This is a genomic window from Pseudomonas sp. RIT411, from assembly GCF_003057735.2.
GTDB lineage: Bacteria > Pseudomonadota > Gammaproteobacteria > Pseudomonadales > Pseudomonadaceae > Chryseomonas > Chryseomonas oryzihabitans.
The window spans coordinates 99,200-115,920 of the sequence record NZ_QBIZ02000007.1 but is presented as its reverse complement, the minus strand read 5'-3'; the positions used below and the strand labels follow the sequence as shown (position 1 = coordinate 115,920).

The following is a 16,721-nucleotide window of genomic DNA, read 5'->3' as shown; positions in this document are numbered from 1 at the left end:
CGCGGCAGATCGGTCGGCATCTCACGACGCGACCTCCACCGACCAGCGCCGACCAGGCCGGCGCATCATTGGGGAGCGGATCGGGGTGTCGATCAGCCTGGTCTCCGGCGGCAGGCCCAGGGCCTCGGGCAGCGACTGCCTGGCGCGCAGCAGCAGGGTGTGGCGTGCTTCGGCGTGGGCGACCAGGTCGTCGGTGGTGCTTGGCGCAGGGGAAGCGGTCATGCCGCAGCCCCCCGCGTCTTGGCCCAGACCTTGGCCACTTCCTGAGAGATCCGAACCCGGTTGTGATCGTGGGTGCGGTCATCGATGGCGCCCAGGGCATAGGCCATCTCGTTCATGCCCTCGGCGATGCCGTCGCCGAAGGCGGGAATGCGGGCGATCCACATCTCCACCATGCGTTGGGCGATTTCCTGTTCGGTGCTCATGCTGCCTCCTTGCGGCGCTTGGCCAGTTCGGCGGTGAAGAAAGGTTCGTGCTCGGCCAGCAGCACCCGGCGCCACTCCATCAGTTCCTTAGCGAGGGGGAGGCTGATGCTGGCGAGGGTCATGTAGGCCTCGTTGAACTGGCGATCGCGCATGCTGGCCAGGGTTTCCAGCAGCACCACCTGGCGCTGCGGGTCGATCTGCATGTCACAGTGGATGGCGAAGGCCAGCATGGTGCTGGGGTTGGCCGTGTCGATGTCGTGCTCGAGCTGGAGCACTTGCTCGTGGGCGCACTCGAGCGCCCGCTCATGCTGGATGGCGATGGTCATGGTGTGGGTCTCGATGGGCGCCGGACGGCGCGGGATAAAAGGCCGGGCTGCAACCGGTGGGGGCGGTGTGCAGCAGCCCGGCGAAAAGGTGCCGGCGTCAGGATTGAGCCGTAGCCGGCGGTGATGTAGTGCCAGCGCCTGTTGTGTGCTAGCTGGCGCGACTCCGTCTTCTGCATCGGAGGCAGCACTATCGCGCCGGGGCATGCAGGCCATTGCTGACTGGCAAGCCTCTGACGCGACCCTCGGTACAGGACCCGGCGTACCGACCGGGCAGTGCTGCTTCCGATGCAGCCTGGCGAACCAGGCCTATTTGTCCATGTAGCCGATGATCACCATCGGCTGGTCCTTGACGGGCTTGGTGTACTCGACGGCGCCGAAGAAAGCGGCGCAGGTCATGGCGAACACGATCAGATAGATGCGCATGGTGCTTTCCTCGGTTGTCTTCCCGTCTGGCCCTGTTGCCAGGGCCAGCCAGTGAAAACGGCGCATTGCTTGCGGGTCTCTCGCGCGGAGCGGGCTAGATGCCCTCAATCAGCCGTCCCGGTCGCCCCTCGGGGTCGCCTTCGCGTGGGCAGGCTTTCGGGCCTGTCTGATTGCCGGTCGCCGTAGAGGCAATGCGGTCTGTGATTTCTTTGTTGCGTCGGATTGTGAAAGAGCAGGGGCGGTGGAGCTGCCCGGCCAGTGGTTGCTGGCTGTGAGTTAAAGTTACAACCCTGCTTTGTAGTCTGCAAGCAAAACTTGTAATTCTTTCCAAGAAAAAGTTGTAGGGCACAAAAAAGCCCGCGCTCGGCGGGCTTTTCGTGTGGGGTCGTTCAGTCAGTGGCAGGCACCTCCCGCCAGCTAAATTCGTATCCAGTGCCGCTTTGATCAACGGACAGGCCATCCACCTCACGCATCTCGTCCACAACCCGCTCCCAGTCGTCGTCGTGGTCCGTATCCAGGCGCTCGACCCTACACCTCCTTTCTAACTGCGCTTGCGGCTCGGCGATATGTGCGTTGATGCGGCGACACAGCCGCTCATAGCTGGAGACTTGGACCTGTTTCTTGACTACCTGGGCATTGCTGCGGGACATGGGTACCTCCTTACTGTGACACTGTTCAAATATACAGTATGCGACACAGAGCGGAGCGACAAGGTTCCAGGCGGAAAAAAGCCCGCGCGAGGCGGGCTTGCTTGTGGTGCGGGCGTTAGCGAGTGAGCATCACACGCGTTGTCTTACCGTTCGACACCGTAATACGGTTCGTCAGCCAGCCGCCTTGGTTGGTGAGGCCAAATTGGCTAGGGGCCTGCCATCGAACGGTGGAGGTAACGAAGTACCGACCAGGCGGCACGTCGGTAAATTTGAAATTCCCGCTGCCATCGGCTTGGGTAGTCAGGATGTACGAATCCTGGCGCGTATCCGCCGCCTGCAGCGGTGAGCGCAGCTCATAGTAATGCCTGTACCACTGCTCGGAGTACGAAGTTATCGGGTTCAGTGTTACCTCTGACCCAGCACCGAATTTGACATCACCGCCGACGGTCTTCATGAAGGCTTGCCCTTCGACGACTCCAGTTCCTTCCTTCGGCAGGGCGTTATATTCAGCAACGGGGAAGGCGATCCTCGGCTGAGGAGCCGGCTTGCTAACGCAACCCGCGGTCAGTGCCAGCGCCAGCGTCAAAGTGCCTATAGTGCAGCGGTATAGCCTCATGTATTACCTCCATGTCGTTGATGTCCGTATTCTAGCCGCTCGATCCTTTGTAGGCTCAGAACGTGACAGGCTGTTCAGATAGCGGGGTGGGCGGTAGGTGATTGACCTATCCTTTGGGGCGTCCAGCACGTTCGGCTATGAGGTCGGCCAGTGCATCAGCAATCACATGCGAATTCGCTTCGAGCGAGAGCATGTGCTGCTCGACAGCTTTGCCGACGTCGACGGAGCCACGATCAACGACCCAGGCCGTCAGCTCCTCGATGGCCATGCCTAGGGCCAGCTGATTCTCGTTGAGGCGGTAGAGCAGGGCGAGTAGGGGGTCTTCCATAGCTACCTCCAGGGCAAAGGCTCAGCATAGGCCGGATCGTGCCGACGCAAAAGAAAGGCCCGGACTCCTGTGCGGGCCTTGGCTCAATACCTTGGGGGCTGATCGAGCCCAGGCATTTAGCGTAGACCATGGGCAAAAAAAAGCCCGCGCGGGGCGGGCTGGTGACCTTCTTGACCTCATGATTCGGCGTTAGTCGGTATCTGATTCAGCTGGCGCAGTTGACGTTTGCGACGGACTATCAACGAATCTCGGCTCCTCTTTATGAATGCGGTCAGTCATATAATATAAGCCAAGAAGAGTGGTGATAAGCATATTGTATGTCGCGAAGGTATACGCTGCAACTAGTGGCCACTTGATGAAAGGTGCCATTTCTGTTGGGAGTATATCCTTGGCTGCACTAGCCGAAAGATTAATTCCACTTCCAGCAAAATAAAGTATCAATGATACAAATGATAGATATCCGAACATAAAGCATAAGAAGCGTCTTCTGGATAAATTCTCGGGCTTGACCCGGCCTCTAATCTTAAGTTTTGGTGGGATGCCAGGCATGGGCTTATCCATCGACTCCTTATTGAAGGTGGCAATGGCGGCAAGTGATGCAATATAAAATCCGCTCAATATTTGCAAGTAGCTAACAACACTGGCTATTGCGCCGGTGCTACCAAATACAGGTATCTTCCCATTCGAAAGAGCTAGGAGAAAAACGGTTAACACCGTTAATATGCCTGGCAGCCATAGCTCATCAAAATTCTTATCTTGGCGCTGTATTCGCAGATAGGCGAGTGGCATCAACAGTCGGCGCAAGCTTTGCATTTTTGCACCTATTTCAGAGAGTTCATCTTGATTATGAACGTTGGATCTAGGTTCATGGCACATTGAGGAAGGCTATAATCTACCTCAACCATTTCAAGCTTGCCAAACAGAATCTCCCCAGCATCCTCCCTGAATGTAGGGACCTTCACGGATCGCTGCTTGCCTTCGTTGTTGTTGAAGACAACTCGGATATCATGATAGTCCTTTGTGCGAGCATATCGTTTGACTGCATTGGCAAAATTAATTGCCTCGTCACCTGTGCTCTTTTTTTCAGCTGTGATCTTTATGACTTGCTCGACACGTTTTAGGCATGGCTGCTCGTCTAGGTCATGAATGGTTTCGTTTTTTACAAGCTCAATATACTTGAGTTCCCCTTCTTCAAGATCCTGCCGCAAGCTTTGCTTGCTGTAATGATCCATTACAAAGGTGGGGTGGCATTTTTTTATTGCGTTATCGGACGGATCTACATAATCCCGGGTAAGGTAGTGCTTTAGGAATTGGTTCATTATCCTGGTAATCTTTGTTTTGCCGATTCCCGGCGAATCCTCGAGCCTCATTTCAAACTCAAGACCGCCATCCTTGATAGGCTTTGTATAGATTACTGCATGCGCGGAAACAGCTACGCCCTCGTCTTCTTCTTTCAGGGCTGACCTGACATCGCCAGTCGCGAACTTTGAGAATGCGGGGTCGGAAATTTTTTTGTCGGAATACTGAAACAGAATATGAATTTGGCCCTTCACCTTTTCGATACTCAGGTCTCTGATTCGAATGGATGCGGTGCCTTTATCTATTACAGTGAAGAATTTCTTGTCCCTATAGACCTGATCAAGTATCTGGAAGACTTCCAGTATTTGATATGTAGGCGCATCGGGAGGCACTTGTGCAAGGTGAATCCCGTAGAAATGTATCCACCGCTGGTTCTGGTCAAGCATGTTCGCTCGCTCCTTGAGTCAATAATTTTCGAATGTCACTGCACGATCTTGCTCGGCGGCACGATGGCGCCGACGGGGTAGCAGTGCTGAATCTGCTCCCAGGGAATGCTGCGCCGCCCGAAAGCGTCATTGATCGACATGAGGCTGACCTCGTAGTCATCCGCCCGCAGCAGCTCCTTGACCATGCTCTCGCCTTCGTCGTGGACACCGTGCAGCTTGATGTAGACGTATTCGCCTGGCACCAGGTCGCCATTCGGCTCGATGATTGCCACCCAGCCAGATCGAATGGCAGGGGACATGGAGTCGCCGCGTAGGCGCAGCGCATAGGCATCCTTGTCCTGAGTGGGAAATTTGATGTGCCCCTCGCTGGGACTCAAGGCGGTCCAGTAGCCCTCCGCACCGAGTTGGGCGGTCCCGACGATAGGGATCTGCCGGAAGGGGGAGGTGATGGGGATCGGCTGGCCGACGTTGGACTGTTCGGCATCCGGGCGCGAGCCGCCAATGAGAAGGTGCTCGGCGGAGGTGCCGAGGATGACAGCCATCTCTTCGACGCGCTTTCGCCGCGGCTCAGTTTCTCCCGCTTCCCACTTCTGGACAGCCTGAGGCGTCACGCCGAGTTGTCTGGCTAGTTCCGATTGGTTCAGCCCGCGCGCTTCGCGTGCGGCTGTGATTCTAGAGCCGATGCTATTCATGCGGCCCAGATTACAACCTTGGCTTGTAGGTGGCATTGCAAGTTTTGCTTGTATCATTTCGTCCTTGCCTGTAACTTTTGGTTGTAGCCCAACTGACGAGGTCCTTGTTATGCAGCAGGAACAGAACGCGCCGACTCGCGCAGCTGTAGCGGCTGGTGGCCAATCGGCCCTAGCGCGAACGCTGAAGGTCACCCCTCAAGCAGTCCAGCGCTGGTGCGCACTGGGCAAGGTTCCCGCCGAGCGCGTCCTCGAAATCGAGGCAGCTTCCGGGGTTTCGCGTCACGAGCTGCGGCCGGACATCTATCCGATACCCGAGCCGTCCCAACTAGCGTCCTAACCATGAACACAACCGCATTGAGCCCTACCAGGGATGACATAGCACGGGAGATCGAAACCCTGATCTTGCAGCGCGTTCCGCGCGTAAGTCAGAAGCAGATAGCCCTGGAAGTCGGTTGCAGCGAATCGACGGTTTCTCGATGGAATGAGGACGAGTACCAGCGCTGGGCGAAGGTGCTCGCGCTGTTGGGCCTGCGTGTCGTTCCAGATAGTGCGGTGGTGGTGACGGCCGAGTACCTCTCGGCGCTCGAAACCATGGCACGCATCGGCCTCAAAGCTGAGAAGAAACGCCCAGGACCCCTGGGCTGGGATTGAGCTGTGCCCACATTCCAGATCAACGACGACGAGCGAGAAGCGCTGCGCGGCCTGCCTCACCTGGCAAGGCTGACGTACACCTTCGGGCTTCGTCCGTTCATGGACTACGGCACCGGCATCGTGGGGCTCAAGCGAGGCATCTCGTGGAAGTCGCTGGCCGAGGAGCTGTATGTCGAGCCGCACCAGGGCATCAAGGGTGGAGAGCCGTCCGAAAAGGAGCTTCGTCGCGCCCTGGTATGGCTGCAGAAGGTAGGTCTGGTCGGACAGAACCAGGCCGATAGACGACTTGTTTTCCCCTTACTGCTCGCTCAACGGGATCAGTCCGCGCGAAATAAAGTGGGCAGTAAGTGGGCAGATGAAGTGGGCAGAGAAGAGGGCACTTCGAAACCTAGTAACCACGCGGGTTACGACGGACAAGAGGGCAGGGAAGCGGCAGGGGGTGAGTTTCCGAAAGTGGGCACACCTCCGGTATCCGGTAAAGACAATCCTACTCCTCCTCCGCGCGTGAGCCCGGAGAGCCGTTTCCCGATGCACGACAGCTGGGAGCCAGCCGCCAGGACCTGGAAGGCCACGGCGATGCGCAACGGCATCGGCAACACCCCTGTTCAACCCCAGACCCTCCTCGAATTCCGTTCCTACTGGATCTGCCGACCGGACAAGTACCAGTCCCAAGGCCAGTGGGAGCACGAGCTCGCCCAGAAGATCATCCGAGACCAACGCCATGCCCAATCGAATCCCGGAAGAACCTATCAAGCCCAAGCCGGTACTCACGCTGGTGGAGGGCGCAAGCTCTCTGCTCCAGAAATCGTCAAGCACCACATCGCCGAGCGAAAAGCCCGAGAAGCCCGGGAAGCTCAGGCAGGACCTGCTGGACAAGCTCTGGACGAAGATGGCCGAGATGTACGGGCACCGCTGGACGGCGAATTTTGGCGTCACAGCTGACCAGGACAGCGTCTGGGCGACCGTACTGCACGACGTGAGCGGCCGCCAGATCGCCAACGGCCTGACCCTGCTGGTCGAGAAGGGCGACGAGTTCGATTGGCCGCCGCCGGCGAACGTCTTCCGGCAGCTCTGCCTGCATGTGCCCGGCCTGCCCACCGAGGAGGAGGCCTGGGACCAGGCGCTGCGCGGTGAGTACAAGCACGACGCTGTCCGCGTTGCCGCCAAGCAGACCGGCACCTACGACCTGCGCACCGCGCGGCCGGACAACAAGACCCTGCGCAAGACCTTTGCGCGGAACTACTCGATCGTCCGGGCCCGGGCCGTCATGGGCAAGCCGCTTGAGGACACGATCCCCCTGGGCATCGAGCACGAGCACAAGTCGCCGATGCAGGTGCAGTTCGCCCATAGCCACCAACAGGCGCGGGACCTCATGCAAGCCCAGGGCATTCCCAGCGATCCAGCGCAAGCCCGCGCCATGCTGCTCGCCAAGATGCGTATCCGGAGAGACAACCATGCGTGAATTCTCCGCGGTGGAGTTTGTGGTACCCGGCAAGCCCATCGGCAAGGGCCGCCCCCGTATCGGCAAGGTGGGCGCCCATGCCCGCATGTTCACGCCAAAGGAAACGGTGGCCTATGAGGGGCTGATCGCCCACGCAGCGCAGATCGCCATGGCCGGTCGCGACCTGATCCCGCACCCGGTCATGGTCGAGCTGCAGATCCTGCTTCCGATCCCTCAGTCGAAGTCGAAAAAGTGGAAGGCCCAGGCCGTCGCCGGCCAGGTATTCCCGACCACGAAGCCCGACATGGACAACGTGATCAAGGCGATCTACGACGGCCTCAATGGCGTGGTCTGGCAGGACGACGTCCAGGTGGTCGACGCCATCGTGCGCAAGCGCTACGCCGAGACGCCGTGCGTGCGCGTGCGGATCGTGCCGCTGATGACGAAGGAGGCGGCGTGATGGGCATCTACTGGCTGCTGATCCTGCTGGCGCACCTGCACAACCTGCTTGGTCTGCGCTCTCAACGCTCTGTCCGGCTTTCCTGTGACTGGCTGGGCGATGTAGAGGGGCAGGGCGATGACTGATCTCGTGATCCGCACGCCCGCCGATCGCGAGCGCCTGCTGTCCTTCCTTGCCGGCCTGGACCTGTCGAAGCCGCGGAAGATCGCCATCACCGAAATCCGTAGCCAGCGCAGCGATGCCCAGAACCGGTTGCTGTGGATGTGGAACAACGCCATCCAGAAGCACCTGGCCGAGAGCTTCGGTCAGTTCGCCAGCGCCGAGGAATGGCACGAGATCCTGGTGGCGCGGCTGTGGCCCTGCGAGATCCGCAAGGTGGCCATGCCAGGACCCGCAGGGGGTGAGTTCAAGATCGGCCGCGCGAAGACGAGCGGGTTCACCCAAGCTCAGATGGCCGAGTACCTCGACCTGCTTGACCGCTACTGCGCGGAGCACCTGGAGCTGCTGCTGCCACACCCCGAAGACCTGATGCTGGCGATCTACGGCCAGAGGCGGACCGCATGATGACCTTCCTGTCGTACCTGGTCCCCCTGATCGGCGTTGGCATCGTCGGGCACGGCTTGCTCCAGCTGAAGCGCGAGAAGGAGGCCCGGGAGCTTCGCCGGCTGCTCCGTGACCGCCAAGACCAAATCGAGCGCCAGGCAAAGTGTCGCCTGTAATTCACCCGGCAAGGATGCCTGCAGTTGTCTGCGCCGCCAGGTGGCCGCGCAAGTCGCAATCCAGATTTCCGAGGTATCCCAGATGCGCCTGAGTTCAGCCCGAGACGAGTGGTTCAACGCCTACTACCGCCCAGGGGACGGGACCAACCGCCATTGCGAGTCGCTGGCGTTAGTCGGTCCCTACCAGAGCACCGAGCGCGTGCGCGGCGTGGCCGGTCTGGTAAGCGAGACTATTGGCGCCCACGTCCGCAGCGTGGTGGAGCGCCTGCCGGCGGACCTGTTCGCCTTCGGCAACCACCTGTATCACCCGGACAGCAACGACCTGTGGCGCGAGGTAGCCGAATGGTCGGTGTTCCAGCTGGCCTACCTGCGCGGGCCCAAGATGTACGCGAAGAAGCACGCCAAGGCCGAGTTCGTCGCCATGGCGGTGCTATACCGGTACCGGCGCCAGCACCAGGGCGGACAAAGTGCGGCGCCCGATCCGTTGCCGACCCCTGAGGCCTTCCGCACCTTTCTCGATTACACCTACGGCGTCGAGCTTGACGCTCGCAATTGGGACCGGGAATGGGAGGAGTTCGTCCAGGCTTGTTTCACCGCCTGCAATGACCTCGACAAGATGGCGCTGGGCCCCGTCGCGGGCCTTCTAAGGGCGATGAAGTGTGCGGCTTGACACAAATGTGCGGCTGGCGGCATGATTTATCCATCGTGTGAAGTAGCACCCCATCAGAAGCCTCGGCAGATTCGTCTCCCGGGGCTTTCTTGGATCTGGCCATTGGAGATGACCATGGATCGATCCGAGAGAAGGCATCATGCGCAACGCGTGAAGGCCAAGTTCTACCGAAAGCAGAGTGCCCATGAGGCGTGGACGAATGACGCCAGGATGGCGGGTATGTTCGCCAACCACGGTAAGGTCTGCTCCTGCTTCATGTGCGGCAATCCTCGCCGGTATTTCCACGAGCTGACCATGCAGGAGCGGCGCGCTGATGCCGCGGGATGGCCCCTATGAGCCGAAGCCACAGAAAGACACCTATCTTCGGAATGACGACCTGCGAAAGCGAGAAGGCCGACAAGGCCAAATGGCATCGCAAGTTTCGTCGTGCGGCGAGAATGGATGTCGAAGGCAGCCAGTTCACCAGCTTCCGTCAGTACGGCAGCACCTGGTGCATGGGGAAGGACGGCAAGCAGTACGTGTCGGACGCCGCAAAGCGATTTCCGGGCTGCCTGAGAAAGTGAACAACGCCCGGCTCCGGCCGGGTCTTTTATGCACGCTGTCTCATCTCGAGGTGTGACTTGCGTGGGCCAGTTGCCTGCTCGGCAAGCTGACTGCACATGCGCGCCGCGATATCTCCCATTGAGCAGATATCGATGATCGCAAGCAGCGGCCCCTCGTACACAGCTGTGTTGTGAGTTACTGCATCTCGGACTGTCAGAACCCGGTGATCAGGATTGACATCGCTTCGATCAAGTGTCACGTCAAAGTTCATGGGGAAAAACGCTTGCACGTATGAGCACAGGCTCATCCTCTCGACCCGGTTGCGCATGGTCCACTCCTCGCTTGATCAATGCGAGGCAGTCTGGCACGCGTCGGTACGCTTCGCTCAAGAGAAAAAGTGGCGCTTTTCGATGGTGCCCCTAGGCCTTTTCGAGTGCTTCCGATACCGCGGACTCTGAGACGAGATCTGCTGCTGCTTCGGCCAGGGCGACAAGTTGATTGATAAATTCCTGAGTCAATGGATCCAGAGATGTCATCGACCTCATCGAATCAATGCAGCTTTCCAACTTCCGATGGTCCGAAAGCGCATTTTCGAGATTCACGAGCATTTTGTGCAACCTTCAGGGCGAGTGGTGGCGAGATTCTGAACGCTCTGAAAGTATTGTCCTAGAGCATTTTGTCAGCGAATAGATACCATCCGGCTGCAGATGCGCCCCCCCTAACTAGAGGGGCGGGATGCCTCTAGCGCTAATCTGACCGCTACTTCCTCTACCAGCTCTTTCGTACGCTGCGTGAGTCCTTCGAAATCTCGAAGGACCTCTTCTAGCTTGGGGTCATCCATGCTCAATCGGTGAAGCTCGTCGAGCCGGGCATTGAAATGCCGGTGCAGACGGAGCAGATATTGCCGCGATGGGCTGTCTGGTACGGGAAGGAAGCTGTCCACGAAGCGCTCTCCGGCGACTGTTCTAGCGTGGTTATCGCCTAGCTATCCCTAATCTTTAACGTCTCGCTTAGGCGGGCCTTTCGCATTTCTGGAGTACGCAAATGGACCCATCCGATCTGGGCGGCGGAAACCCGACCGGGTGGTTCACCGCTGGCGGTATTGGCCTCGCCTGGGGCCTGACCTGGCTCCGCAAGTTCTACTCCAGCACCAACGCCTCCGTCGCGAATGATCGCGCCGAGAAGGACATGCTGGAGCGCTTGACCGAAGAGAACAAAGACCTTCGGACGACACTGGAGACGGTGACGAAAGAGCGCAACGAGATGTACCGAACGGTGGGCGAACTCACCGGGACCATGAAGGCAATGAAGTCGCAGCTCGACCTGCAGGAAGCCCAGATCAGCCAATTGACGAGCGAGGTCTCGCAGCTACGGCAGGCCTTGCAGAGGACCGGTTATGAACGGCGAAACCCTGAAGCGAGCTAAAGCCTGGTGGCGACGGTACGAACTGTGGGCGCTCGGCGCGCTTCTGGTGCTGAGCGGCGGAATTTTCGGGTACCAGGCCGCCATGTACAGCGCTCACCGAATCATGCTCGTGGAGCTCGCCGCGATCCGTGACGCCTACGACAAGGCGCTGGGCAAAAAGGATCAGCGGCTCGAAACCCTCGCGAGCCAGACCGGTAAGGCTGCTGAGGTTGCCGCCGGAGCAGCGCAGCAGGCCAGCGAGGCTGCGGCCAAAGCTGTTGAAGTTGCAGGCCAAGCCCAGGCACAGGACCTGCCTCGATAGGAGCGTAGTGATGAACCGTCCCCGGCCACCCACCGCCCATTGGCCGCAGCTCGTTCCGTCGCTTGAGCTGCGGGACTGGGCCATGGCCACCTTCGTTCGTGAGGGTGGGCGGCTGCGCAACGAGGACCACATCCACCTGCTCGACGCGGACATCGGCTTTCTCTGGGCCAGGACAGGCTTCGTCAAGGCGAGCCGCCTGGTGCTAGGCCAGGCCGAGCAGGTCGCGTTCCGTGCCGGTGGGTGGCAAAAGGCGAGGGCAGAGCAGCAGATGGTTGAGTGGTTCGGCGGCATCCCGGACTTCCTCATCACCCTGGCCGCTGACTATTGCGCCGAATGCAGCGACGCCGAGTTCTGCGCCCTGGTCGAGCACGAGCTCTACCACATCGCTCAGGAGCTGGATGCCTTCGGCGCCCCAGCGTTCACCCGGGACGGCATGCCCAAGCTGAAGCTGCGCGGCCACGACGTCGAGGAGTTCGTCGGCGTGGTGCGTCGGTATGGCGCCAGCCCGGACGTGCAGCGCCTGGTGGAAGCCGCGAGCAGCCGCCCCGAGGTGGAGAAAATCAACATTGCGAGGGCCTGCGGAACCTGTCTGCTCAAGTCGGCCTGATTGACAGCACATTGACGGAAGTACCCCTATGGCCGCCCTGAGCAACGATGTGAAAGCCTTCATCGTTCAGGCGCTGGCCTGCTTCGATACCCCCTCCCTGGTGGTGACCTCTGTCAAGGAGGAGTTCGGCGTCGACGTGAGCCGCCAGCAGGTGCAGTGCTACGACCCCACGAAGTACCAGGGGCGCAACCTGCACCAGAAGTGGCGCACCGTCTTCGACGACACCCGGAAGCGGTTCCGCGAGGAGACCGCCGAAATCCCGATCGCCAACCGTGCCCACCGCCTCCGCACCCTGAGCCGCATGGCCGAGAAGGCCGAGGGGATGCGCAACCTGGCGCTGACTGCCCAGCTACTGGAGCAGGCTGCCAAGGAAGTGGGCGACGTCTACGTCAACCGCCAGACCAAGGCCGAGATGCCGCACAACGATCTGCCGCCGACCCGCGTGCAGGTCGAGGTGGTGGACGCGAGGGTGCGCGATGCCGACGCTTAACGTGCCCCAGGCGCAGTTCCTGCAGCTGCCGCACAAGTTCCGGGGGTTCGTGGCGGGGTTCGGTTCGGGTAAGACCTGGGTGGGCTGCGCAGCGCTGTGCAAGCACGTCTGGGAGTGGCCCAGGATCAATTCTGGCTACTTCGCCCCGACCTACCCGCAGATCCGAGACATCTTCTTCCCGACCATCGAGGAGGTCGCTTTCGATTGGGGCCTCAAGGTCCGGACGAAGGAGAGTGACAAAGAGGTCGAGTTCTACAGCGGCGGCCGGTACCGCAGCACCACAATCTGCCGGTCAATGGAGAAGCCCCAGACCATCGTCGGCTTTAAGATCGGCCACGCCCTGGTGGATGAGCTGGACGTGCTGCCCGCGGCCAAGGCCCAGCAGGCCTGGCGCAAGATCATCGCGCGGATGCGCTACAAGGTGGATGGGCTGAAGAACGGGGTGGACGTCACCACGACCCCCGAGGGCTTCAAGTTCGTCTATCAGCAGTTCGTCAAACAGCTGCGCGAGAAGCCGGCGCTGGCCGGCCTGTACGGGCTGGTGCAGGCCAGCACCTTCGACAACGAACTCAACCTGCCGGACGACTACATCCCCTCGCTGATGGAGTCCTATCCCGAGCAGCTGATCATGGCCTACCTGGACGGCCAGTTCGTGAACCTGACCTCGGGCACGATCTACACCGCCTATGACCGCAAGCTCAACGGCAGCCTGGAGACCATCCAGCCCGGGGAGCCGCTCTTCGTGGGGATGGACTTCAACGTCGGCAAGATGTCGGCCATCGTCCACGTCAAGCGCCTGGGTATGCCGCACGCGGTCGACGAGATCATCAACGGCTACGACACGCCGGACATGATCCAGAAGCTCAAGGAGCGGTACTGGCTCTATACGGGGACCGAGTACCGCAACACCCGGCTGATCCGGATCTACCCGGACGCCAGCGGCGATTCCCGCAAGTCGGTGCGCGCCAGCGAGACGGACATCTCCCTGCTCAAACAGGCCGGGTTCATGGTCGTCGCCCCGGGCGCCAACCCGCCGGTCAAGGACCGCATCAACGCCATGAACGCCATGTTCCGCAACGCAGCGGGCGAGCGGCGCTATCGCGTGAACGCCGACAAGTGCCCGACCTATGCCGACGACTTGGAGCAGCAGGTCTGGGCGGAGAACGGCGAGCCCGACAAGAAGCAAGGCAACGACCACCGGCCCGATGCCGGCGGCTACTTCATTCACAAGGAATACCCGATCACCAGGTACTCCCTCGCAGGCGTCGCATAATGGGTGTCAAACAGTTCCTCTCCGACAAGCTGGTCAATCTCGTGGCAAACCTGGGCACCGAGCGGGACAAGGCGTCCCATTCGAGCTACCTGGTGTCCACCCTGACCGACCAGCAGCTCCTCGCGGCCTACCGCAGCAGCTGGTTGCCGCGAAAGATCATCGACATCCCCGCGCTCGACGCCTGCCGGCGCTGGCGTGGGTGGCAGGCCTCCAAGGAACAGATCCAAGCCATTGAGGCTGCGGAGAAGAGCCTGGCGCTCGTCGCCCGGGTCCACACCGCCATGATCCGCGGCCGGCTATTCGGGGGAGCCGCGGTGTTCATCGGCACTGGTGACCGCGACACGTCGACCGAACTGCGGCCGGATCGCATCGGCAAGGGTGGATTGAAATACCTGACCGTCATGAGCCGGCGCCACCTGAGCCCGACCGAGATCGAGCGAGACGTCCAGTCGCCGCGCTATGGGATGCCCAAGGCATACCGGCTGGCCGGCTCCAACGTCGAGATCCATCCTTCGCGGTTGGCCATCTTCCAGGGCGCCGAGCATGCGGACCCTGAGCTGGTTGAGGGCGCTGGCCACGGCTGGAGCGATTCGGTCCTGACCTCGGTCATGGAGGCCGTCAAGCAGAGTGACGGCACGCTGGCCAACGTGGCGAGCCTGGTGTTCGAGGCTAAGGTCGACGTCATCAAGATCCCGGACCTGATGCAGAGCCTCGAGGATCCCCGCTTCGAGAAGCTGTTGCTGGAGCGCCTGCGGCTGGCCGCCATGGCCAAGAGCATCAACGGCGCTCTGATGCTCGACTCCCAGGAGGACTACCAGACCAAGACGGCCAACTTCAGCACGCTGCCCGACATCATCGACCGCTTCCTGCAGAACGTGACCGGTGCTGCGGACATCCCGGCCACCAGGTTCCTCGGCCAGTCCCCAGCCGGGCTCAACGCCAGCGGGGAGTCGGACCTGCGCAACTACTACGACCGGATCCAGTCCGGCCAGGAGCTGAGCGTGCGGCCCGCGCTGGCGGTGCTGGACGAGTGCCTGATTCGCTCGGCACTGGGCAGCCGGCCTTCTGAGATCCATTACGTCTGGAACAGCCTCTGGCAGCCCACGGCGACGGAGCGCGCGACCATCGGCAAGACCGTCGCCGACACCATCAAGGTGATCAAGGACACCGGTCTGTTCCCGGACGCCGCGCTTTCCAGCGCCGCAGAGACGGCCCTGGTCGAGTTCAGCGTCCTGCCCGGCCTGGAGGCGGCCATGGAGAAGTACGGCGAAGAGCTGCCAGACGAGGAGGGCGGCGAGGGCGATCTGGACCCTGATGGCCAACTCGATCCCGAGCCCGCACCTACAACCTGAAGTAGCGCCCAGCGCCAAGGAAAACACCATGCTCCTGCACGACTCCGTGTCGGTTTCGGCTGTCCGCCGAACCACTGACGGCTACCTCGTGGCCGAGGCCCGGGTAGCGCGCACTGGCATCCAGGACTACCTCGGAAGCGAGGTCGGCAAGCCTGAGATGCCCATCGTCCGGCTGTACCGCCCGCCCGAGGCCGTATTCGCCGAGGACGCCATGCGCTCCTACGCCTATCGGCCCATGACCAACGGCCACCACGGCGACGTGAACGCCGCTAACTGGAAAGAACTGGCTGTGGGCCAGACCGGCGCCGAGGTGCTGCGCGACGGCGAGTTCGTCCGCGTCCCGATGGTGGTGATGGATGCGGCGGCTATCCGCGATGTCGAGGGCGGCCGCCGCGAGCTCTCCATGGGGCTGGAAGCCATCGTCGTCTTCGAGGATGGCGTGACCCCTCAAGGCGAACCCTACGACGCTCGCGTGGAAAGCATGCGGATGAATCACCTGGCGCTCGTTGATCGGGCGCGAGGTGGCGAGCAACTACGGATCGGGGACCAGCGCAGCCCCGGTGCGAATACCCCTGCGCACCCCAACGACAACGGAGGCCATCCCATGGCTGATTCTCTGCGCACGGTCATCGTCGATGGCCTGTCTGTGCAAACCACTGACCAAGGCGCCCAGGCGATCGAGAAGCTGACCAAGCAGCTGGCCGACGCAGGCGTCAACGTCAAGACGCTGACCGATGCTCACACCGCGGCCATCGCCGGCAAGGACCGCGAGCTGGCAACCAAGGACAACGAGATCGAGAAGCTGAAGGGGCAACTGCTCTCCGACGCCCAGATCGATGCTCGCGTCCTGGCGCGCGGCGACCTGATCGGCAAAGCCAAATCCATCGCCGACGCCGACTACAGCGGCAAGAGCGACGACGAGATCCGCAAAGCTGCCGTGGTGGCCAAGCTGGGCGACGCCGCGGTGGCCGGCAAGAGCGCCGACTACATCACCGCTCGCTTCGACATCCTGGTCGAGGACTCCAGCGATCCGGTGCGCCAGCACCTGAAGACGCAGGACGGCCAGTTCCAGAACCCCAACGACAACGGCCAGGCCGCCTATGAGGCGCGTCTGGGTGATGCCTGGAAAGGAGGTGCCAAGTAATGCCGTCCATTCAGACCAGCTATTCCGAGAACATCCGCGCCAGCGTACCGGGCCACATCCCGGACATGACCCACGCTGACCTGGTCTCCCGTACCGTCGAATCCGCCGCTGGCCTGGCTTTCGGTGTGCCGGTGTTCCAGGGCACCGCCGACAAGGCCGTCCACGTCTTCGCTACTGGCGACACCGCGGCCAAGTTCGTGGGCGTGTCGGTCCTGGACCGCTCCGCCAGCGGCCCCAATGGCTACGTCCAGTTCGAGTCCGCGCGCATCCTGCTCAACGGCCCGATCAGCGTTACCGCCGCCGTGGCGGTCAAGGCGAGCGACCCGGTAACGGTCACTGCCGACGGCACCTTCAGCAACACAGGTGGCATCACGATTCCGAACGCTCGCTGGGACACCAGCGCCGCGGCCGGCGCCGTCGCCAACATCTTCCTCAAGTAA

At 61.2% G+C, this 16,721-nt stretch carries 29 protein-coding genes; 18 read left to right on the top strand and 11 right to left on the bottom strand.

The features are described 5' to 3' along the window. Nucleotides 1-21: 21 nt before the first annotated feature. The 9 genes from DBY63_RS12495 to DBY63_RS12460 all read right to left on the bottom strand — a co-directional run bounded on the left by DBY63_RS12495 (nucleotide 22) and on the right by DBY63_RS12460 (nucleotide 5,205). Nucleotides 22-222 carry a hypothetical protein gene (locus DBY63_RS12495; protein ID WP_108582059.1) on the bottom strand — a complete coding sequence of 67 codons (201 nt, stop codon included), beginning with the start codon at nucleotides 220-222 and terminating at the stop codon, nucleotides 22-24. Further along, nucleotides 219-425: a hypothetical protein gene (locus DBY63_RS12490; RefSeq protein ID WP_108582060.1), complete on the bottom strand. Its 207-nt coding sequence runs from the start codon at nucleotides 423-425 to the stop codon at nucleotides 219-221. Before DBY63_RS12490 ends, DBY63_RS12495 begins: the two co-directional genes overlap by 4 nt. After that, nucleotides 422-751, bottom strand: coding sequence for a hypothetical protein (locus tag DBY63_RS12485; protein ID WP_108582061.1), 330 nt, complete (start codon nucleotides 749-751; stop codon nucleotides 422-424). The genes DBY63_RS12490 and DBY63_RS12485 overlap by 4 nt, the downstream gene beginning before the upstream one ends. 812 nt (nucleotides 752-1,563) lie before the next feature. Further along, the gene (locus DBY63_RS12480) at nucleotides 1,564-1,824 is read right to left on the bottom strand and encodes a DUF1654 domain-containing protein (protein ID WP_108582062.1); all 261 of its coding nucleotides are present in this window, start codon (nucleotides 1,822-1,824) and stop codon (nucleotides 1,564-1,566) included. Between the two features lie 115 nt (nucleotides 1,825-1,939). Next, nucleotides 1,940-2,440 (bottom strand): hypothetical protein, encoded by a 501-nt coding sequence (locus DBY63_RS12475; protein ID WP_108582063.1) that lies wholly within the window; start codon nucleotides 2,438-2,440, stop codon nucleotides 1,940-1,942. Between the two features lie 106 nt (nucleotides 2,441-2,546). Then, nucleotides 2,547-2,768: a hypothetical protein gene (locus tag DBY63_RS12470; RefSeq protein WP_108582064.1), complete on the bottom strand. Its 222-nt coding sequence runs from the start codon at nucleotides 2,766-2,768 to the stop codon at nucleotides 2,547-2,549. 189 nt (nucleotides 2,769-2,957) lie between these two features. Continuing rightward, nucleotides 2,958-3,581, bottom strand: a complete 624-nt coding sequence (locus DBY63_RS24750; protein WP_146750252.1) for a hypothetical protein — start codon at nucleotides 3,579-3,581, stop codon at nucleotides 2,958-2,960. Between the two features lie 8 nt (nucleotides 3,582-3,589). Then, nucleotides 3,590-4,513 carry a hypothetical protein gene (locus DBY63_RS12465; protein WP_108582065.1) on the bottom strand — a complete coding sequence of 308 codons (924 nt, stop codon included), beginning with the start codon at nucleotides 4,511-4,513 and terminating at the stop codon, nucleotides 3,590-3,592. A 35-nt stretch (nucleotides 4,514-4,548) separates the two neighbouring features. Then, on the bottom strand, nucleotides 4,549-5,205 hold the full coding sequence (locus DBY63_RS12460; protein WP_158541728.1) for an XRE family transcriptional regulator: 657 nt from the start codon (nucleotides 5,203-5,205) through the stop codon (nucleotides 4,549-4,551). Here DBY63_RS12460 and DBY63_RS12455 point away from each other — a divergent pair. The 10 genes from DBY63_RS12455 to DBY63_RS12415 all read left to right on the top strand — a co-directional run bounded on the left by DBY63_RS12455 (nucleotide 5,195) and on the right by DBY63_RS12415 (nucleotide 9,709). Then, nucleotides 5,195-5,542, top strand: a complete 348-nt coding sequence (locus DBY63_RS12455; protein WP_349254542.1) for a YdaS family helix-turn-helix protein — start codon at nucleotides 5,195-5,197, stop codon at nucleotides 5,540-5,542. The two genes, DBY63_RS12460 and DBY63_RS12455, sit on opposite strands and share 11 nt — an antisense overlap. Nucleotides 5,543-5,544: 2 nt before the next feature. Further along, nucleotides 5,545-5,856, top strand: coding sequence for a CII family transcriptional regulator (locus tag DBY63_RS12450; protein ID WP_108582068.1), 312 nt, complete (start codon nucleotides 5,545-5,547; stop codon nucleotides 5,854-5,856). A gap of 3 nt (nucleotides 5,857-5,859) precedes the next feature. Beyond that, nucleotides 5,860-6,798 (top strand): DnaT-like ssDNA-binding domain-containing protein, encoded by a 939-nt coding sequence (locus DBY63_RS12445; protein WP_108582069.1) that lies wholly within the window; start codon nucleotides 5,860-5,862, stop codon nucleotides 6,796-6,798. After that, on the top strand, nucleotides 6,746-7,318 hold the full coding sequence (locus DBY63_RS12440; RefSeq protein ID WP_108582070.1) for a hypothetical protein: 573 nt from the start codon (nucleotides 6,746-6,748) through the stop codon (nucleotides 7,316-7,318). The genes DBY63_RS12445 and DBY63_RS12440 overlap by 53 nt, the downstream gene beginning before the upstream one ends. Next, nucleotides 7,311-7,757, top strand: coding sequence for a RusA family crossover junction endodeoxyribonuclease (locus DBY63_RS12435; protein WP_108582071.1), 447 nt, complete (start codon nucleotides 7,311-7,313; stop codon nucleotides 7,755-7,757). Before DBY63_RS12440 ends, DBY63_RS12435 begins: the two co-directional genes overlap by 8 nt. Next, a complete protein-coding gene (locus tag DBY63_RS25255; RefSeq protein ID WP_256594387.1) occupies nucleotides 7,757-7,882 on the top strand; it encodes a hypothetical protein in 126 nt (41 codons plus the stop codon). The genes DBY63_RS12435 and DBY63_RS25255 overlap by 1 nt, the downstream gene beginning before the upstream one ends. Next, nucleotides 7,875-8,321: a recombination protein NinB gene (locus DBY63_RS12430; protein WP_108582072.1), complete on the top strand. Its 447-nt coding sequence runs from the start codon at nucleotides 7,875-7,877 to the stop codon at nucleotides 8,319-8,321. The genes DBY63_RS25255 and DBY63_RS12430 overlap by 8 nt, the downstream gene beginning before the upstream one ends. Next, the gene (locus DBY63_RS24880; protein ID WP_158541727.1) at nucleotides 8,318-8,476 is read left to right on the top strand and encodes a hypothetical protein; all 159 of its coding nucleotides are present in this window, start codon (nucleotides 8,318-8,320) and stop codon (nucleotides 8,474-8,476) included. The genes DBY63_RS12430 and DBY63_RS24880 overlap by 4 nt, the downstream gene beginning before the upstream one ends. A gap of 82 nt (nucleotides 8,477-8,558) precedes the next feature. Continuing rightward, complete coding sequence (locus DBY63_RS12425) at nucleotides 8,559-9,146, top strand: hypothetical protein (protein ID WP_108582190.1); 588 nt, start codon at nucleotides 8,559-8,561, stop codon at nucleotides 9,144-9,146. 332 nt (nucleotides 9,147-9,478) lie between these two features. Continuing rightward, entirely contained in the window at nucleotides 9,479-9,709 is a 231-nt protein-coding gene (locus tag DBY63_RS12415; RefSeq protein ID WP_108582074.1) for a hypothetical protein, read from the top strand. A gap of 26 nt (nucleotides 9,710-9,735) precedes the next feature. On the opposite strand, the gene DBY63_RS12410 is transcribed toward DBY63_RS12415, so the two are convergent. Further along, nucleotides 9,736-10,017, bottom strand: a complete 282-nt coding sequence (locus DBY63_RS12410) for a hypothetical protein (RefSeq protein WP_108582075.1) — start codon at nucleotides 10,015-10,017, stop codon at nucleotides 9,736-9,738. A gap of 91 nt (nucleotides 10,018-10,108) precedes the next feature. After that, the gene (locus DBY63_RS12405; RefSeq protein WP_108582076.1) at nucleotides 10,109-10,297 is read right to left on the bottom strand and encodes a hypothetical protein; all 189 of its coding nucleotides are present in this window, start codon (nucleotides 10,295-10,297) and stop codon (nucleotides 10,109-10,111) included. A 436-nt stretch (nucleotides 10,298-10,733) separates the two neighbouring features. Between DBY63_RS12405 and DBY63_RS12395 the strand changes: the two genes are divergently transcribed. From DBY63_RS12395 to DBY63_RS12360, 8 genes are read left to right on the top strand one after another with little or no spacing between them, the layout of a single operon-like run. Beyond that, nucleotides 10,734-11,114 (top strand): hypothetical protein, encoded by a 381-nt coding sequence (locus DBY63_RS12395; RefSeq protein ID WP_108582078.1) that lies wholly within the window; start codon nucleotides 10,734-10,736, stop codon nucleotides 11,112-11,114. Then, a complete protein-coding gene (locus tag DBY63_RS12390) occupies nucleotides 11,086-11,415 on the top strand; it encodes a hypothetical protein (protein ID WP_108582079.1) in 330 nt (109 codons plus the stop codon). Before DBY63_RS12395 ends, DBY63_RS12390 begins: the two co-directional genes overlap by 29 nt. 10 nt (nucleotides 11,416-11,425) lie before the next feature. Continuing rightward, nucleotides 11,426-12,022 carry a putative metallopeptidase gene (locus tag DBY63_RS12385; RefSeq protein WP_108582080.1) on the top strand — a complete coding sequence of 199 codons (597 nt, stop codon included), beginning with the start codon at nucleotides 11,426-11,428 and terminating at the stop codon, nucleotides 12,020-12,022. A 28-nt stretch (nucleotides 12,023-12,050) separates the two neighbouring features. Then, nucleotides 12,051-12,512, top strand: a complete 462-nt coding sequence (locus DBY63_RS12380; protein WP_108582081.1) for a DUF2280 domain-containing protein — start codon at nucleotides 12,051-12,053, stop codon at nucleotides 12,510-12,512. Beyond that, nucleotides 12,499-13,785, top strand: coding sequence for a terminase family protein (locus tag DBY63_RS12375; protein ID WP_108582082.1), 1,287 nt, complete (start codon nucleotides 12,499-12,501; stop codon nucleotides 13,783-13,785). The genes DBY63_RS12380 and DBY63_RS12375 overlap by 14 nt, the downstream gene beginning before the upstream one ends. Further along, on the top strand, nucleotides 13,785-15,137 hold the full coding sequence (locus tag DBY63_RS12370; protein WP_108582083.1) for a phage portal protein: 1,353 nt from the start codon (nucleotides 13,785-13,787) through the stop codon (nucleotides 15,135-15,137). Before DBY63_RS12375 ends, DBY63_RS12370 begins: the two co-directional genes overlap by 1 nt. A gap of 28 nt (nucleotides 15,138-15,165) precedes the next feature. Then, nucleotides 15,166-16,281: a DUF2213 domain-containing protein gene (locus DBY63_RS12365; protein WP_108582084.1), complete on the top strand. Its 1,116-nt coding sequence runs from the start codon at nucleotides 15,166-15,168 to the stop codon at nucleotides 16,279-16,281. Further along, nucleotides 16,281-16,721, top strand: a complete 441-nt coding sequence (locus DBY63_RS12360; RefSeq protein ID WP_108582085.1) for a hypothetical protein — start codon at nucleotides 16,281-16,283, stop codon at nucleotides 16,719-16,721. Before DBY63_RS12365 ends, DBY63_RS12360 begins: the two co-directional genes overlap by 1 nt.

Bases quoted from the DNA above. Each gene is read 5' to 3' on its own strand.
- DBY63_RS12495 (WP_108582059.1), bottom strand. From the start codon at position 222: ATGACCGCTTCCCCTGCGCCAAGCACCACCGACGACCTGGTCGCCCAC.
- DBY63_RS12490 (WP_108582060.1), bottom strand. From the start codon at position 425: ATGAGCACCGAACAGGAAATCGCCCAACGCATGGTGGAGATGTGGATC.
- DBY63_RS12485 (WP_108582061.1), bottom strand. From the start codon at position 751: ATGACCATCGCCATCCAGCATGAGCGGGCGCTCGAGTGCGCCCACGAG.
- DBY63_RS12480 (WP_108582062.1), bottom strand. From the start codon at position 1,824: ATGTCCCGCAGCAATGCCCAGGTAGTCAAGAAACAGGTCCAAGTCTCC.
- DBY63_RS12475 (WP_108582063.1), bottom strand. From the start codon at position 2,440: ATGAGGCTATACCGCTGCACTATAGGCACTTTGACGCTGGCGCTGGCA.
- DBY63_RS12470 (WP_108582064.1), bottom strand. From the start codon at position 2,768: ATGGAAGACCCCCTACTCGCCCTGCTCTACCGCCTCAACGAGAATCAG.
- DBY63_RS24750 (WP_146750252.1), bottom strand. From the start codon at position 3,581: ATGCAAAGCTTGCGCCGACTGTTGATGCCACTCGCCTATCTGCGAATA.
- DBY63_RS12465 (WP_108582065.1), bottom strand. From the start codon at position 4,513: ATGCTTGACCAGAACCAGCGGTGGATACATTTCTACGGGATTCACCTT.
- DBY63_RS12455 (WP_349254542.1), top strand. From the start codon at position 5,195: ATGCTATTCATGCGGCCCAGATTACAACCTTGGCTTGTAGGTGGCATT.
- DBY63_RS12460 (WP_158541728.1), bottom strand. From the start codon at position 5,205: ATGAATAGCATCGGCTCTAGAATCACAGCCGCACGCGAAGCGCGCGGG.
- DBY63_RS12450 (WP_108582068.1), top strand. From the start codon at position 5,545: ATGAACACAACCGCATTGAGCCCTACCAGGGATGACATAGCACGGGAG.
- DBY63_RS12440 (WP_108582070.1), top strand. From the start codon at position 6,746: ATGGCCGAGATGTACGGGCACCGCTGGACGGCGAATTTTGGCGTCACA.
- DBY63_RS12435 (WP_108582071.1), top strand. From the start codon at position 7,311: ATGCGTGAATTCTCCGCGGTGGAGTTTGTGGTACCCGGCAAGCCCATC.
- DBY63_RS25255 (WP_256594387.1), top strand. From the start codon at position 7,757: ATGGGCATCTACTGGCTGCTGATCCTGCTGGCGCACCTGCACAACCTG.
- DBY63_RS12430 (WP_108582072.1), top strand. From the start codon at position 7,875: ATGACTGATCTCGTGATCCGCACGCCCGCCGATCGCGAGCGCCTGCTG.
- DBY63_RS24880 (WP_158541727.1), top strand. From the start codon at position 8,318: ATGATGACCTTCCTGTCGTACCTGGTCCCCCTGATCGGCGTTGGCATC.
- DBY63_RS12425 (WP_108582190.1), top strand. From the start codon at position 8,559: ATGCGCCTGAGTTCAGCCCGAGACGAGTGGTTCAACGCCTACTACCGC.
- DBY63_RS12415 (WP_108582074.1), top strand. From the start codon at position 9,479: ATGAGCCGAAGCCACAGAAAGACACCTATCTTCGGAATGACGACCTGC.
- DBY63_RS12410 (WP_108582075.1), bottom strand. From the start codon at position 10,017: ATGCGCAACCGGGTCGAGAGGATGAGCCTGTGCTCATACGTGCAAGCG.
- DBY63_RS12405 (WP_108582076.1), bottom strand. From the start codon at position 10,297: ATGCTCGTGAATCTCGAAAATGCGCTTTCGGACCATCGGAAGTTGGAA.
- DBY63_RS12395 (WP_108582078.1), top strand. From the start codon at position 10,734: ATGGACCCATCCGATCTGGGCGGCGGAAACCCGACCGGGTGGTTCACC.
- DBY63_RS12390 (WP_108582079.1), top strand. From the start codon at position 11,086: ATGAACGGCGAAACCCTGAAGCGAGCTAAAGCCTGGTGGCGACGGTAC.
- DBY63_RS12385 (WP_108582080.1), top strand. From the start codon at position 11,426: ATGAACCGTCCCCGGCCACCCACCGCCCATTGGCCGCAGCTCGTTCCG.
- DBY63_RS12380 (WP_108582081.1), top strand. From the start codon at position 12,051: ATGGCCGCCCTGAGCAACGATGTGAAAGCCTTCATCGTTCAGGCGCTG.
- DBY63_RS12375 (WP_108582082.1), top strand. From the start codon at position 12,499: ATGCCGACGCTTAACGTGCCCCAGGCGCAGTTCCTGCAGCTGCCGCAC.
- DBY63_RS12370 (WP_108582083.1), top strand. From the start codon at position 13,785: ATGGGTGTCAAACAGTTCCTCTCCGACAAGCTGGTCAATCTCGTGGCA.
- DBY63_RS12365 (WP_108582084.1), top strand. From the start codon at position 15,166: ATGCTCCTGCACGACTCCGTGTCGGTTTCGGCTGTCCGCCGAACCACT.
- DBY63_RS12360 (WP_108582085.1), top strand. From the start codon at position 16,281: ATGCCGTCCATTCAGACCAGCTATTCCGAGAACATCCGCGCCAGCGTA.